The organism is Streptomyces sp. NPDC006516, assembly GCF_040611875.1.
Lineage (GTDB): Bacteria > Actinomycetota > Actinomycetes > Streptomycetales > Streptomycetaceae > Streptomyces.
This window is the reverse complement of record NZ_JBEXPD010000003.1, coordinates 432,909-449,446: the sequence shown is the minus strand read 5'-3', so window position 1 is coordinate 449,446 and position 16,538 is coordinate 432,909. Positions and strand designations below refer to the sequence as shown.

The following is a 16,538-nucleotide window of genomic DNA, read 5'->3' as shown; positions in this document are numbered from 1 at the left end:
CCTGGCCCCGTCACCCACGGAGGATTCGCGTGCACAGGAGACCCACCCGGCCCCTCGCGGCGCTCGTCTGCACCCTGCTCGTCGTCGCGGGCGCCCTCACCGCCCAGCAGAGACCCGCCGAAGCGGCCCCGGCCGCCGACGCCTTCCAGCAGGTCACCCTCGCCAAGGGGGTGGCCGAGACCGGTGAGCCGATGACGCTCGCCGTCCTCCCAGACAGGTCCGTCCTGCACACCTCGCGGGACGGCACGCTGCGCCTCACGGACGCCGCCGGCACCACCAAGGTCGCCGGGAAGCTGGACGTCTACTCCCACGACGAAGAGGGGCTCCAGGGCGTCGGTGTGGACCCCGGCTTCGCCACCAACCGCTTCATCTACCTCTACTACGCGCCGAAGCTCTCGACCCCCGCCGGGGACGCACCCGCGAACGGCTCGGCAGCGGACTTCGCACCGTTCGACGGCGTCAACAGGCTGTCCCGGTTCGTCCTCAGGACGGACGGCACCTTGGACACCACCACGGAGAAGAAGGTCCTGGACGTCCCGGCCAGCCGGGGCCTGTGCTGTCACGTCGGGGGTGACATCGACTTCGACGCCCAGGGCAACCTGTACCTCTCCACCGGGGACGACAGCAACCCGTTCGCCTCCGACGGCTACTCCCCCCTCGACGAGCGGGCCGACCGCAACCCCGGTTACGACGCCCAGCGTTCGTCGGGCAACACCAACGACCTGCGGGGCAAGGTCCTGCGCATCAAGGTCAACCCGGACGGCGGTTACTCCGTCCCGTCGGGGAACCTCTTCGCCCCCGGTACCGCGAGGACCAGACCCGAGATCTACGCCATGGGGTTCCGCAACCCGTTCCGGATGAGCGTCGACAAGCCCACCGGCATCGTCTATCTCGGTGACTACGGCCCCGACGCGGGCACAGCGAGCGCGAGCCGCGGGCCCGCCGGACAGGTCGAGTTCAACCGGATCACCAAGGCCGGGAACTTCGGCTGGCCGTACTGCACCGGCAAGAACAGCGCCTACGTCGACTACGACTTCGCCACCTCGGCATCGGGCTCCGCGTTCTCCTGCGCCGCCCCCAGGAACACCTCGCCGAACAACACGGGCCTCACCGACCTGCCCCCGGCGCAGCCCGCCTGGATTCCGTACGACGGTGGCTCGGTGCCCGAGTTCGGCAGCGGTTCCGAATCGCCCATGGGCGGGCCCGTCTACCGCTACAACGCCGCGTCGGCCTCCTCGGTCAAGTTCCCCGAGAGCTACGACGGTGACTTCTTCGCCGGCGAGTTCGGCCGCAAGTGGATCAAACGCGTCGAGCAGGGTGCCGACGGTACCGTGCAGTCGATCAACGCGTTCCCCTGGCAGGGCACCCAGATCATGGACATGGCCTTCGGTCCGGACGGTGCGCTGTACGTGCTCGACTACGGCACCGGCTACTTCAACGGCGACGCCAACAGTGCCCTCTACCGCATCGAGAACGTCACCGGAGGACGCTCCCCGATCGCCAAGGCCACGGCCGACCGAACGTCGGGGAAGGCACCACTGGCGGTGCAGTTCTCCTCGGCGGGGAGTTCCGACCCCGACGGCGACCCCCTGGGCTACTCCTGGAAGTTCGGCGACGGCTCGACCTCGACGGCGGCCAGCCCCTCGCACACCTACACCACCAACGGCCGCTACACGGCGGAGCTGACGCTCTCCGACGGAACCGGGAACACCGCGACCGCCTCGGTCATCGTGACCGTCGGCAACACCGCCCCCGCCGTCAGCCTGGAACTCCCGGCCGACGGCGCCATCATCGACCCGGGCGCGGCCGTTCCCTTCAGGGTGACCGTCACGGACCCCGAGGACGGCACGATCGATTGTTCCAAGGTCAAGGTCACCTTCATCGTCGGCCACGACAGCCACGGTCACCCTCAGACGTCGGCCACCGGCTGCTCCGGCACCGTCCAGACGATCGCCGACGGTGAACACGACCCCAACGCGAACATCTTCGGCGTCTGGGATGCCGAGTACACCGACAAGGGGGCGAACGGCCAGCCCGCCCTGACGACGCACGACCAGAACATCAGCCAGGGCAGCAAGCGCCAGGCCGAGCACTACGGCGCCTCCGCGGGCGTGACGGTCATCGACAAGGCGTCGGCGAACGGCGGGAAGACCGTCGGGAACGTCGAGAACGGTGACTGGATCTCCTTCACGCCGTACCTCCTCGGCAACGCCACCTCACTGACCGCGCGGGTTTCCTCCGGTGGCAGTGGAGGCACTCTGGAGGTGCGTGCCGGATCCCCCACCGGGACCCTGCTCGGCTCCGCCGCCGTCCCCGTCACCGGAGGCTGGGACGCCTTCCAGAACGTGTCCGCGCCCCTCACCAACCGTCCTGCCGGCACCACGACCCTGTACCTCGTCTTCAAGGGCGGCAGCGGATCCCTCTTCGACGTCGACGACTTCACCCTGAGCACCACGGGCACACCCGCTCGCAGTGGTCCGGTCACGGGGATCGGCGGCAAGTGCGTGGACGTCGCGAACGGCGCGAGCGCGGACGGTACGCAGATCCAGCTGTGGACCTGCAACCAGTCGGCGGCCCAGCAATGGACGGTCGGCACGGACCAGACACTGCGCGCCCTCGGCAAGTGCCTGGACATCAGCGGCGGCGGCACAGCCGACGGCACGAAGATCCAGCTCTACGGCTGCAACAACACCGCAGCACAGAAGTGGGCACCCCAGAGCGACGGCACCCTGAGAAACCCCCAGTCGGGCAAGTGCCTCGACGCGTCCGGCGTGTCCTCCGCCGACGGCACCAAGCTCCACCTGTGGACCTGCCTCGCCGCCGTCAACCAGAAGTGGATCCTGCCATGAGCCGACGACTCGGCACCCTGACCTCCGTGGCGGTCTGCGGACTGCTCGCCGCCGCCGTCCTGCCCTCAGCCGTCTCCACGGCCGCCGATTCGGGGCCGGCCCCCTCGGTACGCCCCGCGGCATCGGCCGCCGACCCGGCGTACGACGTGCTCGTCTTCTCCAAGACCGCCGGCTTCCGCCACTCCTCCATCGACGAAGGCGTCACCGCCCTGCGCGCCCTTGGCACCGCCAACAACTTCACCGTCACGGCGACCGAGGACGCCGCCGCCTTCACCCCGGCCAACCTGGCCGGGTACGACAGCGTCGTCTTCCTCTCCACCACGGGCGACGTTCTGGACGCCGCCCAGCAGACCGCCTTCGAGGGCTACATCGCGGCGGGCGGCGGCTACGTCGGCATCCACGCCGCGGCCGACACCGAGTACGACTGGGGCTGGTACGCGGGTCTGGCCGGCGCCCTGTTCCAGTCGCACCCGGCGATCCAGCCGGCCACCGTGAAGGTGGAGGACCGTGCGCACGACGCCACGGCCCACCTCGGCCCGTCATGGCAGCGGACCGACGAGTGGTACAACTACCGCACCAATCCGCGCACCAGCGCCCACGTACTGGCCTCGCTCGACGAGTCCAGCTACAGCGGCGGCTCAATGAGCGGCGACCACCCCATCGCCTGGTGCAAGGACTACCAGGGCGGGCGCGCCTTCTACACCGGCGGCGGCCACACCGAGGAGTCCTACGCCGACCCGGCCTTCCGCCGCCACCTGCTCGGCGGCATCCGCTGGTCAGCCGGCATGACCGAGGCCGACTGCCGCCCGGAGACGGGTTACGCCACGCTTTTCGGGACCTCGGGAACGACGGGCTGGAAGCAGGCGGGGCCCGGCTCCTTCACCCACGCCGACTCCACCCTCACCTCGCAGGGCGGTCTCGGCCTGCTCTGGTACCAGACGAAGGAGTACAGGTCCTATTCGCTGAAGCTCGACTGGCGTCAGGCGGGTGACGACAACTCCGGTGTCTTCGTGGGCTTCCCGGCCTCCGACGACCCGTGGTCGGCCGTCGACAACGGCTATGAGATCCAGATCGACGCCACGGACACTCCGGACCGCACCACGGGTTCCGTCTACGGCTACAAGTCCGCCGATCTGGCCGCCCGGGACAGGGCGCTGAACCCTCCCGGCGAGTGGAACACCTACGAGATCCGGGTCGAGGGCGAACGTCTGAGGGTGTACCTCAACGGAGTGCAGATCAACGACTTCACCAACACCGTGCCCGCCCGCAGCCTCCAACAGGGCCACATCGGCCTGCAGAACCACGGCGACGGCGACGACGTCGCCTTCCGCAACATCCGCATCAAGGAGCTCGGAGGCACTACCGGCCCCAGGGAGGGAGCCGTCACGGGGATCGGCGGCAAGTGCGTGGACGTCGCGAACGGCGCGAGCGCGGACGGTACGCAGATCCAGCTGTGGACCTGCAACCAGTCGGCGGCCCAGCAATGGACGGTCGGCACGGACCAGACACTGCGCGCCCTCGGCAAGTGCCTGGACATCAGCGGCGGCGGCACAGCCGACGGCACGAAGATCCAGCTCTACGGCTGCAACAACACCGCCGCACAGAAGTGGGCACCCCAGAGCGACGGCACCCTGAGAAACCCCCAGTCGGGCAAGTGCCTCGACGCGTCCGGCGTGTCCTCCGCCGACGGCACCAGGCTCCACCTGTGGACCTGCCTCGCCGCCGTCAACCAGAGGTGGGTGCTGCCGGGCTGAGCAGGCCCTCGACTCCGTCGTCATCGCGGGAGGCGCTGACGACGGAACCGGCCGCGACATCGGGCCGGTGACGGCGGCGGGGCGCGACGCCGAAGCGCACCGCCGCCGTTCCCACAGAAGGAACCTCGGGGGGAGACCGCGCCGTCGCAACGGCCCACCCCGCGCCGGGCACGAGGGCCCGGCGAACCTCGGGCGACTACCTCAGCGGACGGCGCACAGGTGCTGGTGCACGTGAGGCACAGGTACCCGGGACGTGGCCCTCTGCAGCATCCCGACCTTCTGCTGCAACGGTCGCTGCTGCTCTCCGTGCAGTGCGTTGAGCACGACGACGGCCCCGGTCAGAGCCGGGACGGCCCACTGCATCACTGTCAGCTGCGTACGGGCCTTGTCCAGGTCGACGGGGTGCTTGGCGGCCTTCTCCAGGTCGTCGGGGTTGTCCGAGGTGACGAGTTCGAGCTTCTTGCCCAGCACTTTGCTGTACGCGGTCGCGGCCAGCGCCGCCCCGGTCAGCACGGTCTTGGCGAGGGTCGAGGCGGCGACCCCCTGCTGGTGCTGCACACGGGCCGCGTTGGCGGCCAGCAGACCGGTGCCGCCGATCAGGTGAGCGCCGATCGCCGTCGCTCCTGGCGGCGCCGTTCAGACCTACCGCCCCCATCAGGGACCCGCCGAACCATGCTGCCAGCCCCAGGTCGTGGACACTGCGCAGAGCGGTGTTGCGTTCCGACATCGTTGCTCCTCACTGCGTGAAGGCCCGCGGAGATCTGCGGACGTCACCACTACGCTCGCCGCAGTGGAACCGGTGCACCAATGCGACGACGCATCCGGGCGAGACACACACCACGATCGACAGGTGGCGGGGACGGGGAATCCTCTTCGCCGGTGGGAGTCCGTCCCGGGTGCACCGCCGGCACCGGCTCCGCGCGTCCGCTCCACCCCGGTGCCGGTCATCCACGGACGCGGACGCGGCCTCGCCACGTGGCGGAACCGTCGCGACTCCCTTTCAGCCCGCTCATCTGGAGACGCCCCCTGCCCCACTAGGATCCGGCTCATGGGGCGGGACGCACAGATCGTACTGAAGGGGCGCGGTGGCGCCATGCGGCTGGGGCATGGGGAGGTGAGGGTGGTTCGGGGGCGTACGACGTGGGTGATACCGCTGCGGGCCGTCGGCGCCGTGGAGAGTGACGGCCGTACGGCGGTGCGGCTCCGGAGCATCGGTGACGCCCCTGGGGGCGCCTTCGAGGTGCGCAGCCGCAACAGGCACGCCGTGACTGCTTTCGCCGAGGGTCTGCGGGGGGCCATGGAGGGCGTCACGCCCGTCACGGACGGGGCGGCCCTGGTGACCGTCACGTCCACGCCCCGGACTCCACTCGCGAAGACGTCCCGCGCCGCCCGGGTGAGCATGGGCGTGGCCGGCTACCGCTGGTGCTGGTGGTCCTGTTCACGGTCGTGGAGGCCCCGGACCAACTGGGCTGGCTGACCGCTGCGGCCTTCTTACTGCCCTGCGGCGCCGGACTGCTGGTGGTGGCATGGAGGTTCTTCCTGCGCGACCCGTCCTGCAGACTGCCTGCCGATCCGAGTGTTCGACTGGGGGCGTCCGCTGGACCGCGCTGAGCCTTCGTCGCCGCTCTGGGGCCGGACCCCGCGGCTGTTCGATGGGATCTGAACGCATGGCTGCGGTTCCCGAAGCCGGGCTGGAAGCGATCTCGCAGAAGTACGCGTGCCTCACGCTGACAGTGAATTCCCGGGACCTCTACCAGGACGAACCGTCGCAGGACCACACCACCCACGTTCACGTCCGGGATCGGAACGGCGACCAGATCGCCCGCGTCCACTGGCTCGCCGATCAAGTGAGTGGCCGATTCACAGGCAGGGTGGAGTTGGCGCCGCTGTAAGCAGGCAAGACCGGCGTTTCTATCTGTCTCTGCCCATGATCGGCCGGCCGGCCTCCCGACCGCAGTACGGTCCAGGCTCCGCGCAAGGGGCACCCTCCCGCCAATTCCATACCGCGAGCCTGCCGCAAGTCAGCGTTTGATGCGGCCGCGGACAGCGAGGACGGCAAGGGCTAGGAGAGCGGGTTCCACGAGGCGGGAGGTCATCTCGATGTACGTTCCGCTGGTGGTGAGGTCCTGCCCACTGGAACGGAAGACTACCGAGTTGAGCGTGACGCTCAGGGCCTTCTCGAAGCGCTTCGTGGTGAACCGGTCCCCGGTGGGGTTGCGCGGGTCATCCTTGTCGATCTCGAAAGTGACCTTGCCCCCACCCGTCGGCACGCTGCCAGTTGCCTGTTGCTTCAGATCATCCTGCGGGAGCCCGAAGGCCATCAGCAGCACGACGGTGACGAGCATGGTCGCGGCGAGCGAGCCCAAGGCGCGGGAGGCACGCAGACCGTAGCCAGACAGCGCCCAGTAGGCGGTCAACAGGCTTCGCTCGCTTCGGGGGATATCGTCAGCGTGCCGACGCATCTCCATCTCGCCGTAGTAGAAGTCGGCGGCGCCGGGCTCGTGCTTGCCGTCCTCGAACGCTTTACGAAGCGCGCGGTACACGGGCGCCAATTGCAGCGGCCCGACACGTCCGGCACCGAGCACGGCCACGTTCCAGCCAGGGGTGGCCTCTGGTTGGCTCGCGCGCCAGTGGTGCTCTTCGGCGAGGGTGCGGCGTGGGGTGTGTCGGACGGGACGCCAGCCCCGCCACCGGATCGCGGACGGCGTGGTGTCGAAGGTGCAGGCGCCCTCCAGCCGCAGCTGGTCCAGGTGCACGGTCCCGAGGAACAGGCACCCTGACAGGTCGACGTCCGCGAGGACCAGGTGCGCCGCGTCCACCCCGCGCAGCGTGGCGACCCGCACCACAGCACCAGGCGCATGGGCCAGCACCTGCTCGTCCACCGCATGCCCTTTGACCTGCGCGAAGGGATGGGCCTGAGCAGCGATCGTGAGGGGATACTCGAAGACCGCGTGGTCGAAGTCCACTGTTGCATAGCGCAGCTGCAACGTGGCTGTCGACGACCAGCGAGTCCGCCTACAGACGAGTCTGCGCGCGGCGAGCATAAGTGTCGCCGGGCTTCTGAACACAGCCCCGGACAAGTCGACCCGCCCAGCACACACCAACGGCCCCATATCCACCACCTGCTCGAAAACCGCCGACCCGAACCAGGCGTCGCCGTGGATGGTCATCCCCTCGAATCCCACGTCGCCCTGGAAGGTTGCCGCCTCGAACCCTGCGTTGCCCTGGAAGGTCGCCGACCTGAACCAAGCTCGGTCCTGAAACGTGGCCGCATGAAATGCGGTGCGGCCCTGGAAGACCGTCCTCACGAACCAGGCATTGCCGTGGAAGGTCGCGGACCCGAACGCGGCCCCAACCCGGAAAGTTGCCCCCTGGAACTCAGCGCTGCTCTCAAACCATGCCGACATGAATTGAGCGTCGTCCCGAAAGGTCGCCGACACGAAGCACGCATCGCCCTCGAAGGTCACCGACCCAAACGTGGCACGGCGCAGGAAGGCCGCCGAATCGAACCTGGCTCTGCCGAAGCGAGGGTGCCCGGTGGTGGGGTCACGGAGGGCGTCGAGGAGAGGCGCTAGCAGGGGCTCAGTGAAGGTGGTGCCGCGAAGATCGATGTTGCTGCCGGGGGCCAGGCTTGCCAGGTAGGCATTGCGGTCGGGGTCGGTCAGGTGGGCGAGGCACGCATCGTACGGGGCGACTTTGATGCCGCGGCAGCCGACCGTGTCGAACGCCTCGGCACCCCGTGCGCAGTGCGGCCAGGACGGTGCGGCGGGTGGGGTGCCGGTGGTCGTCATGCTCCGTGAGACGTCCTGTGCCTGCGGGGCGGTTGCCTTGATAGGTGGCAGACCGCGAGGGTCCTTTTGGGCTTTCGGGAGTACGTGGTGAGAACGAGGTGCGCCCGGGCATTGGGGCTGTGGCAGGTCATCCTCAGCAGATACGGACCACTGTCAGGGTGCCGTGGCGGCCGGTCCCGGCGACGATCTCGACGACCAGGTCGGTCTCGAGTCTCGTGTACGGCTCTCCGCCTGCGCGTCGCTCACCGAGGACGGATGCGAGGAGGAGCAGGAAGCGTCGCGGCGTCTGGCCGAGGTGATCGCCGCCGCGGCCCGTAGGGATGGCGGCGCCTGACCAACCCGGTACGCCGACCCAACCATCGCGCCCCGCCGACACAAGCACGACGTCAGCGGGGCGCAGCGCTGCCCGGCATCAACTCATTGGGCGACACACCGTACTCATGGCCCGCCCGCGCCGTCGGATCGGTCGGCCTTACCCACGTCGTCCCGGCCCCCGCTACCCGCACCGCCCCGCCCGGCTGCCCGGGTGCGTGGAGCCGGTGATGTCGCGCCGTCGAATGAGGCGCCGGGCGCCGGGCCGCGCCAGCACCGGCAAAGGCCGGCCGCCCGCTCCCTCACCCCGTCGAGTTCCAGACCCACCAGGATAAAACGCTCTTTTAACCCTGCAGCAGCCCCAACACCCGGTGCGTCAGCACTGAGCCAGGTCGCCGGGAGCGGCCGACGGGGTCACCGCCCGGTCGTGCCGATGGTCTGGTCGGCCGTTGCGAAGCGGTGCTCCGTCGGCTTCAGTACGTCGTAGAGGTAGCCGAAGTACTCCGTTTCCGCCGTTCCGGTGAGCACCGCCAGCAGGAAGGCGACGCACCCCATGTTGTGGTGCTCCCAAAGAGGGCCGCGCCCTTCGTTGTAGAGCACAGTCCACTCGTCGGGGTGCTGACCGGGCCGTGCGAGCCAGTACAGGAACGCTCCCGTGCCCTCCTCGAATGCCCACGGCAGGACCTTCGCTCCCGCCTCCTGCAGGCCAGCTGGCTTATCCTCGAACTCCCACAAGTCGGCCAAGATCCCGAGCCGTTCCGTCGTCTGCGCGTGCAGGTCACAGTCGCCGTAGGCAGAGTTGGGGACGAGCAGCCAGATTGTCTCGTCGAAGATGCCGTCGCCGTACGTCTCGACGAGCTGCTTGTAGTCGGCGGGCAGAGCCAGACCGAGGGCCAGCTCGGCATACGCCCAGTCCACTGCGGGCGGCGGATTAGCCGGCGGCAGGCAGAGACGGACAAGCGCATCGAGGGTGACCATGGAACGGACGCTACCGGAGAACCCGCCGGGAGCCATGGGGAGGTCGGCAGACCATACGAAGGCACACAGCGGAGCCCAGCCCAGGCAGAGCCCGCCGAGCTTGAAGACCCTCCTGGCGCGACCCGAAGAAGGCCGCCAAACAACCCATCCCGGTATGAAACATCGGACGAAAGCGACCTCTGAGTGGATGTCCGATTCTGGCTGATGCTTGTGGCAGGGATGCAGGTCGCGGCTTCGGCAGCTGCTTTCTGACGATGCTGCCGGTGTCGGCTTCGGTGAGGATGCCGAGTTCGACGAGGCGGGCGAGCTTGGCCTGGGTGCCCTTGACGTTCTTCGGGACTCGGCGTGCCGCAGCTGTTTTGCGAGTCGTTGCTCCAGTGCCACTAGCAACGGCCGGATCAGCGACCACTGCCCATTCGACAAGCCGCCCGGAAACGGTCCATCAGAAGGAGTTCTGGCTTACTTTCCGTGGAGCGCTGACTGAGTGTGATGTCAGCGGTGTGTGGTGGCGCGCTTGCGCAGGAGATCGAAGCCGACTCGGCCGAACATCTGGCGCTTGAGCATCTTGATCCGGTTGATGTGTCCCTCGACGACTCCGGAGTTCCAGGGCAGGGTGAGGCCAGCGATGACGGCATCGCGGTCCAGCGCGGTCACGATCGATGCCGGCGGCGAGGGTGTGCAGGCTGGGGAGGTCGTCTTGCCGGACGGCGTCGAGCCACTGCGGCAGCCGTTCGCCCCGGCGCTCGGTGAGCATCTGGCCGGAGGACCGGACGTGACCGGTGAGGGCACCGAGTTCGGGGCAGTAGACCAAGACAGCTTTGCGCCAAAGGCGGTCGGCCGCTGTCAGGGACCCGAGCCGGCGGAGAATCCAGCCGGCGACCACACGAGGTGACGGCGGCCGAGCTGTAACGGGGCCGGGAGAAAGACACTTCTCCCGGAAGTAGGCGCGAACGCGCTGGTCGCTGCCCTCATAGCCGAGCGGCACAATCTCCTCCCACATGGTTCAGGCATTCGTGCAGCCCTGGTTCCAGCGGTCATCCAGGCAGGGCTCGAACGCGTCGAGCTTGGACGGACGGCTCTGCCACCGCCCGTGGAAGAGGTCTTCCGGGGTGGCTGCGTCGGCGAAGAGCTTCACGGTACGGGATGTCATGTGGAGCTGGCGGCCGATCGCCCTCCGGCTGAGCCCGGCGGCCAGCAGTTCGTGGACGGTCGCGTGCTTGGCGCGGGTGCGGTCGGCGAAGCGATGGCCAGTGGGCCAGGGCGAGCCGGTCGGGTCTTGGACCTTGTCGGGCTCGGAAGCCGGCCGGGCAGGATCGGGTGTCAGAACCCGCAGGTAGCCCCGGTGGTCGGCGACGCATCGCTCAGCGGCCTCGCTCAGGTTGTGCCAGAGATGCCACCTGTCCGCCACCTGCACCGCCTGGGGTGCCCGGACGGCGGCGCCTTCGGCGAAGAACGGTGCGCGATCGCGGCAGACCACCTCGATCTCTGGCCGTTTCGCGAGCCAGGCGGCGAAGCTGGACGCCTCCCGGTCGGGCAGCAGGTCCACCGGCCGCCGACTTTCAACGTCGACCAGGATGGTCCCGTAGTTGGGACCCTTGCGGGTCGCGTACTCATCGACCCCGACCACCCGTGGTGCCGGAACCTGAGGGTCGGGCAATGCCTCGACCAGCCTTAACACCGTTCTGCGGCTGACGGGCACTCCGATGACTCTGGCCAGCCGGCACCGGCCCGGCCAGCGAGCGCGAGGCCGACCGCGGCCAACGTCAACCGCAGCCGCTCGGTCCGCCTGCCATAACACCGGGTCAACCCTGACAGCTGTTCCGCGAAGTTCCGTCGCCCGCACGAGATGACCGGGCAGAGAAAGCTGCGGACGCGTAAACAGAGAGCGACCCGCCTGCCCCCGCTGGGCATAACACCGGGAAAGCGAAGGTAGGAGCTGTGAACGCGCCGTGACCAGCTCCCACAGGCGGGACAGACGGCCCCAGCCACCGTGCTTCGGACCTCTATGCGTACCGCCTCGTCGTTCACGTCGACCGACAGCACCGCGACATCGGCGATCGACGGAAACAGCAACTCCTCCAGCCGGAGCACCACTTCTTCCACAGGCCGAACTGTCAGCCACACCGCATCCGGTACGGCTCAATTCCGGGCAAGTTCCCCAGGGCTCATTCGCTCAACAACCGTCACTCAGCGTGCACACTCCACGGAAAGTGAGCCAGAACCATTTCCCGTGAACACTCGCGGGCTCCCTGACCACTGATCGCCGTTGCAACTGGGTTCGGTCACAGATCCTGGGGAGCCGTCGCAGAGAGTGAGGGCGCTCTCACCCCTTCTGGCGAGCTTGAACGAGCCTGCCTGGGTGAGACGAGTCCCAGGCCGGCAAGCCGTCGACAGCGCACCATGGGTGCAGGCCCGGCCTATATGCCCAGGCCCGCACTCGTTGGTCGTCTGTGACCGCAAGGCGCCCCGAACCCGCCCCAGCGGACCGTGCGGATGCAGGGTCGGCGCGGTGGTCCGGGGCGCCACGGGTCAGGAGCGGTAGTCGCGCAGGAACAGTGAGGGGCTGGAGTCCGTACGGGAAGCGTTGACGCCGTCTCCGCGGGAGTAGTCCACGCCCTCGTTCGTGGCCCAGTCCTGGATCGGGCCGGCCGCGCTTCTCAGGTGCTGGAAGGTGCTCGCGTCATCTGCGGCGGAGCCGAACTGGTACAGCCGGGAGGTGTCGCCGTAGGGATGGTAGGGCTCGTACGGGCCTCCGGGGGCGCGTTGTTTGGCCAGGGTGTTGTGGAAGAAGACGTTCTGCGGGCCGGTGGAGCCCGACCAGCCGATGCCCTTGCTACCGGCGGCCCAGTAGATCGGCCACCAGGTGCCGTCGTCGCCGGCGCCGCCCTCGCCGCCGCAGTTGGTGTCGCACTCGCCCGAGGAGTGGTTGTACGGCACGCGGACGGTGTTGTTCTCGAACAGGTTCCAGCGTTCCCAGCCGCCGTGCAGATTGAGGTCGGAGTCGAAGTCGTTGCCGATCGCGACGTTGCCCGACGCCGACCACTGGAAGGTGAAGTGGCGCAGGTTCCGGCTGGTGTTGGAGGCGTACAGTGAATCCCAGACCCGTGATCCCCGCAGGTAGCCGTTGCCGCCCTTGCCCTTGTTCCAGGAGCCGTCGAAGACGTTCCGTTCGATCTGGATGTTCCGGGCCACTTCGGTGACGACGGGGTGCGAGCCGACCATGTCGGCGCGCACGCCCCGCACCCAGGAGTCGCGGGCCCACTTGAAGACGATGCCGTGCATGGCGTACTCGGGGGCCAGGTTGCCGTAGTTGTGGACCGCCTGGGCGGGGTCGAGCTGGTAGGTGCCGCCGCGGAGCTTCGGCAGGCCGTTCAGGTCCTCGGTGAAGGAGAAGTCCTCGAAGCCCACATCGGTGATCATCTTCAGCGCGGTGACCTTGCTGGCGTACGGCTTGCCGCTCACCCCCAGGGGCGGCGAGCCGTCGGAGGTGGAGTCCACCGGGAGGTCGTACTCCAGCGGCTTGTCGAGGGTGACGGTGCGCTTAGCGGTGTCCACTGCGGTGATGGTGAACACCTGCTGGCGCATGTGCAGGTTCTCCAGCCGGCCGTCGTTCTCGGCGCCCGCGATCTCCTGCGACTGGTAGAACTTCAGGCTGTTGGCCGCGCCCACCCACAGGTCGCCGCCCGGCTTGAAGGCGTCCATCTTCGCGTTGGCGTTCAGCTGGACGACCCGGTCGCCCTGGCGCGCGGCGTTGTTGGCGTCGCCGGGGGACCCGCCGACGGCGACCCCCGACTCCCAGTGCTGGTTGATCGACCCCTCGAAGAGGTCACGCCGGTTCTCCGGGATCTTGGACGGGAAGCCACAGATGCGGGCGTACTTCTCGGCAGCCTCCCTGGTCTGGACCCGGAACAGGCCGCGGCCCGGCCAGATCCAGCCGCCGGTGCCGACGTTGTTGCCGGTGGTGAACTCGCACTTGTGCTCCATGCCGGCCTGGTCCCAGCGCTCGCCCCTGGCGGTGAGGACGTCGTACCGCGTGTTCTCGTCGGGGCGGAAGACGATCCGCGAGCCGTTCGCCGGGTCCGCTCCCTGACCCCGTACGAGCAGGTAGGAAGCGTCTACGGAGAGCTGCTTGCTGACGTTGAGCACACCCTTGGGCAGCTCGATCACCGACAGCCGGCCGGGACTCGCATGCGGGGTGCAGTCATTACGGATCCGGTCGATGGCCTTCTGGAGGCCCGCCGTGTCGTCCTGCCCGTCATCGGCCTTTACCTGGAACTGCGACTCCAGGGCGGAGGGGCCGAAGTGGCAGGCGGAGTCGGGGTTGCGGGCGGCGGCGGACGGCAGCAGTTCACCGCCGCGGTACCCGGCCCGGCTCCAGTCGGGCAGCCCGGCCACGGGGCCGCGGCGATTGCCACGCCCGAGGTCTTGGCCCGAGTTGCCGACCGAGCCGTCCACGGCGCCGGGCAGTGCGTACGGGGTGCCCACGCAGGAGGAGGCCACCGGGTGGTCACCGAGCTGGGCGGCGATCTTCGTCAGGCAGGCGGCGAGCGCCTGCTGGCCGTAGCGGTTCGGGTGGATCGCCTCCTGCTGATGGCCCTGGGCTTGCCACGGCAGGTCCTTCGCCCCCTCGAACAGGTACGGGACCCAGCGCACCCACTCGGCGTGGTGGGCGCTCAGCGGAGCCGTCAGCCGGTGGCTCGAATCCGCCTGCCTCGTCGTCGTGCTGCACAGCTCGTGGCCGGCGAACGCGCTCTGCAGGTCCAGGAAGGAGACAGCCGCCTCGTTGGCCGCGCCCCGCAGCATGTCACTGATCCGGGGCACCACGGAGGTGTGCGCCCAGTCGCTGTCGGCGTCGAGGAAGGGGCAGCCGCCGTTGATGTAACGGCCGTAGTTGGCGGGCGGCACTGGAGCGTTCTCCGCGTCGCGGTAGTTACGGCCCAGCGGCAGCGGGTTGGCGTAGGACTGGAGGACGATCTGGTACGTGCCGTCCTCCTGCCCCGCCTCACGCAGCACCGTACGGATCGTCTCGACCGTCCCTACGACCTTGGCCCGCACGGGGCCGAGGCTCTCAGCGAACTCCTTCTCCTTGGCCCCCCGGCAGCCCTTGTTGAACACCGACGGGTAGAAGTACGCCTTGACGCAGTCCTGGAGGATGTCGGAGAACTTCAGGTCGTTGCCGCCGACAGAGAGCACCACCATGCGCACGTCGTTGTTCTGCGCGATCTCGCGGAGGTCCTCGACCTGGGGCCGCTGCCCCTTGAACCCGGTCGTGGTCACGTTGTCGGTGGTGGCTCCCGAGCAGGCGATGTTGAAGCGCCGCTCCAGCGGTACGCCCTCGAGTTCGAGGCCCCGGATCTCGGCGGAGTCGGACCTGTCGCAGGCGTCGGCGCCCCGGTCGTACCCGGTGTCGCCGTAGACCCGGGACACGTCGTGGTCACACGTGCTCTCGTCGGCGTTGCAGTTCACCGCCGCCCGGTCGGTGCCCCAGGCCGACCCGGCCGCCGAGACGGCCGCGTTGCCCGCCCAGCGTCCGCCCTCGCCGGAGATGTAGCTGTCGCCCATGGAGACCACGGCGGGAGGCAGGCCGCAGGAGTCGTCGCCCGCGGCGCGGGCGGCACGAGATGCCGGGTTGTAGACGGTGATACTGCCCCAGCTGTCGCCGCACGTCGGCCCGCCCGCGGGGGCGAACCGCACCGGCCAGTGGTCGGAGGTACCGTTGCGGCCGTTGAGGGACACCGAGAGGTTCTCCAGCTGGTCACTGGCGATCATGTAGTCCAGTGCGTAGCCGGAGAGCTGGGTGGTCGCGGGAGGGCCGTCGGGGCGGCCGTTACTGGTGGCGTAGAAGGTGTTCGGGAACCGGCCGCGGGTGGGAGCGGCGGAACTGTTGAAGTCGCCCAGGGCACGCCAGCTCTGCCCGGCCATGGTCTGGGAGATGGTGTTGATCAGGGCGACGGCGTGCGGGTTGGGGGTCTCCCCGGAGCGGATCGACGCGGCGTGGATGTTGAAGTACCAGGTGCCGCCCAGTTGTACGCCGAATGCGGGGCGTGTCCTGATCCACTTGTTGCTGGGGTCCGCGGCGGGCAGCACGCGGATGCTCGGGGCGAGGGTGCTGAGGTCCTCGGGGGCGTCCTTCAGCCAGATGGCCATGGACTTCTGGGTGTTGCCCTCGGTGCCGGTGTCGGGATCGTCGGTGCCGGTGGTCTGACCCCAGGCCGTCTTGTCCAAGATCTTCAGGTAGATCAGGACGCCGGGGGCCGCACGCGTGCTGGGCTTGCCCCAACGAGCAGCACTCACACGGTATTTGAGACTGGGTAGCCCGGTCGGGGTCTGCGTGGTGTCGGTGCTGTTGTCGAGGAGCACCTGCTCACCCGTGAAGTCGCTCGGTGGCTTCACGGTCTCCTGGAGGGCGATCACGTCGGCAGCCTTGAGCAGGGACGACCTGACGAGGTCCCAGCGGGTGCCGCCCTGGGTGTTGAACGTGATGGACGACTCGGTCACGTCTTCGACGGCCTGCGCCGGCGTGGGTGCGACCAGGGTGACGAGGGAGGCGAGCAACGCGGTGCAGAGCGCCTGCACGAGTGTGCGCCGGGGTCCGGGGCCGGGTCTGTGCCGGGTGGCGCGGCCCGGTGTGTGAAGGAAGTGCAGGGACACGGTGGTCTCTTTTCTGGGGCCGCTGGGTGCGGCGTCTCCTCAGCCGCGGGATGCGGCTTTCTGCCCACGGGAGGCGGCGGGCAACAGCGAGAGGCTACAAATCCGATCTGGCGGCGCGGGCACAACACCTCATGTCTGGCTTGTTGCTGACGATCCGAAACCTCCACCTGGCACACACGGTTAGGCTTTGCCGTGAAGGTCGC

Annotated in this window: 10 protein-coding genes and 1 pseudogene; 5 read left to right on the top strand and 6 right to left on the bottom strand. The window is 68.8% G+C overall.

The window, feature by feature from the left end:
* Positions 1 to 29: 29 nt before the first annotated feature.
* Together ABZY45_RS14090 and ABZY45_RS14085 are read left to right on the top strand one after the other, a co-directional pair.
* A complete protein-coding gene (locus tag ABZY45_RS14090; protein ID WP_356739578.1) occupies positions 30 to 2,849 on the top strand; it encodes a PQQ-dependent sugar dehydrogenase in 2,820 nt (939 codons plus the stop codon).
* Positions 2,846 to 4,603, top strand: coding sequence for a ThuA domain-containing protein (locus ABZY45_RS14085; RefSeq protein ID WP_356739576.1), 1,758 nt, complete (start codon positions 2,846 to 2,848; stop codon positions 4,601 to 4,603). The genes ABZY45_RS14090 and ABZY45_RS14085 overlap by 4 nt, the downstream gene beginning before the upstream one ends.
* A gap of 201 nt (positions 4,604 to 4,804) precedes the next feature.
* On the opposite strand, the pseudogene ABZY45_RS14080 reads toward ABZY45_RS14085, so the two are convergent.
* A pseudogene (locus ABZY45_RS14080) lies at positions 4,805 to 5,330 on the bottom strand (hypothetical protein).
* A gap of 321 nt (positions 5,331 to 5,651) precedes the next feature.
* On the opposite strand from ABZY45_RS14080, the gene ABZY45_RS14075 reads away from it, so the two are divergent.
* Both ABZY45_RS14075 and ABZY45_RS14070 read left to right on the top strand, forming a co-directional pair.
* Complete coding sequence (locus tag ABZY45_RS14075; RefSeq protein ID WP_356739574.1) at positions 5,652 to 6,080, top strand: hypothetical protein; 429 nt, start codon at positions 5,652 to 5,654, stop codon at positions 6,078 to 6,080.
* A gap of 190 nt (positions 6,081 to 6,270) precedes the next feature.
* Positions 6,271 to 6,495 (top strand): hypothetical protein, encoded by a 225-nt coding sequence (locus ABZY45_RS14070; RefSeq protein ID WP_356739572.1) that lies wholly within the window; start codon positions 6,271 to 6,273, stop codon positions 6,493 to 6,495.
* A gap of 129 nt (positions 6,496 to 6,624) precedes the next feature.
* Here ABZY45_RS14070 and ABZY45_RS14065 read toward each other — a convergent pair whose 3' ends face one another.
* A complete protein-coding gene (locus tag ABZY45_RS14065; RefSeq protein ID WP_356739570.1) occupies positions 6,625 to 8,394 on the bottom strand; it encodes a pentapeptide repeat-containing protein in 1,770 nt (589 codons plus the stop codon).
* Positions 8,395 to 8,557: 163 nt separating this feature from the next.
* On the opposite strand from ABZY45_RS14065, the gene ABZY45_RS14060 reads away from it, so the two are divergent.
* Positions 8,558 to 8,728, top strand: a complete 171-nt coding sequence (locus ABZY45_RS14060; protein WP_356739568.1) for a hypothetical protein — start codon at positions 8,558 to 8,560, stop codon at positions 8,726 to 8,728.
* 392 nt (positions 8,729 to 9,120) lie between these two features.
* On the opposite strand, the gene ABZY45_RS14055 is transcribed toward ABZY45_RS14060, so the two are convergent.
* The 4 genes from ABZY45_RS14055 to ABZY45_RS14040 all read right to left on the bottom strand — a co-directional run bounded on the left by ABZY45_RS14055 (position 9,121) and on the right by ABZY45_RS14040 (position 16,335).
* Positions 9,121 to 9,684: an SMI1/KNR4 family protein gene (locus ABZY45_RS14055; RefSeq protein WP_356739566.1), complete on the bottom strand. Its 564-nt coding sequence runs from the start codon at positions 9,682 to 9,684 to the stop codon at positions 9,121 to 9,123.
* Positions 9,685 to 10,176: 492 nt separating this feature from the next.
* The gene (locus tag ABZY45_RS14050) at positions 10,177 to 10,338 is read right to left on the bottom strand and encodes a hypothetical protein (RefSeq protein WP_356739564.1); all 162 of its coding nucleotides are present in this window, start codon (positions 10,336 to 10,338) and stop codon (positions 10,177 to 10,179) included.
* A gap of 349 nt (positions 10,339 to 10,687) precedes the next feature.
* Positions 10,688 to 11,383, bottom strand: coding sequence for a transposase (locus ABZY45_RS14045; RefSeq protein ID WP_356739562.1), 696 nt, complete (start codon positions 11,381 to 11,383; stop codon positions 10,688 to 10,690).
* An 830-nt stretch (positions 11,384 to 12,213) separates the two neighbouring features.
* Positions 12,214 to 16,335, bottom strand: coding sequence for a hypothetical protein (locus ABZY45_RS14040; RefSeq protein ID WP_356739560.1), 4,122 nt, complete (start codon positions 16,333 to 16,335; stop codon positions 12,214 to 12,216).
* Positions 16,336 to 16,538 lie beyond the last annotated feature (203 nt).